This is a genomic window from Bradyrhizobium cajani (assembly GCF_009759665.1).
Lineage (GTDB): Bacteria > Pseudomonadota > Alphaproteobacteria > Rhizobiales > Xanthobacteraceae > Bradyrhizobium > Bradyrhizobium cajani.
Map to the genome: position 1 here is coordinate 1 of NZ_WQNE01000101.1, position 416 is coordinate 416.

The 416-nt window shown below is 63.2% G+C and carries 1 protein-coding gene; it reads left to right on the forward strand.

Annotation, left to right across the window (positions count from 1 at the left end; translation table 11 throughout):
• Positions 1-22: 22 nt before the first annotated feature.
• Positions 23-416: endonuclease domain-containing protein (locus GPL20_RS38555; RefSeq protein WP_157337954.1), on the forward strand; the 394-nt coding region annotated here is incomplete at its 3' end.

Sequence of the window (416 nt, forward strand, 5' to 3'; positions counted from 1 at the left end):
GACGGGGGTCGGGGAGGGGGGTATGCCACACGACGAGGTCTCTCCGTTGCAAAGAACTCGCGCCAGGCAGTTGCGGCGTTCGATGACGCGTGCGGAGACGCTGTTGTGGCGTCATCTCAAAGCGCATCGGCTGGCCCGCCTGGGGTTTCGTCGACAGGCTCCGATGGGCAACTACATTGCCGATTTCGTCGCTCATTCCTGCAAGCTCGTCGTCGAGGTCGATGGCGAAAGCCACGATTTCGCAGAGCGCATCCGCCACGACGAGATGCGCGACGAATGGTTCGCTTCTCGCGGATATCGCGTGCTGCGCTTTACCAATGACGACGTGATGAAGAACCTGGAGGGTGTGGCCGTTGCCATCCTTCAGGCAGCGGAGCCCGGGGCACCCCCCTCCCTGACCTTCCCCCGCAATGGGG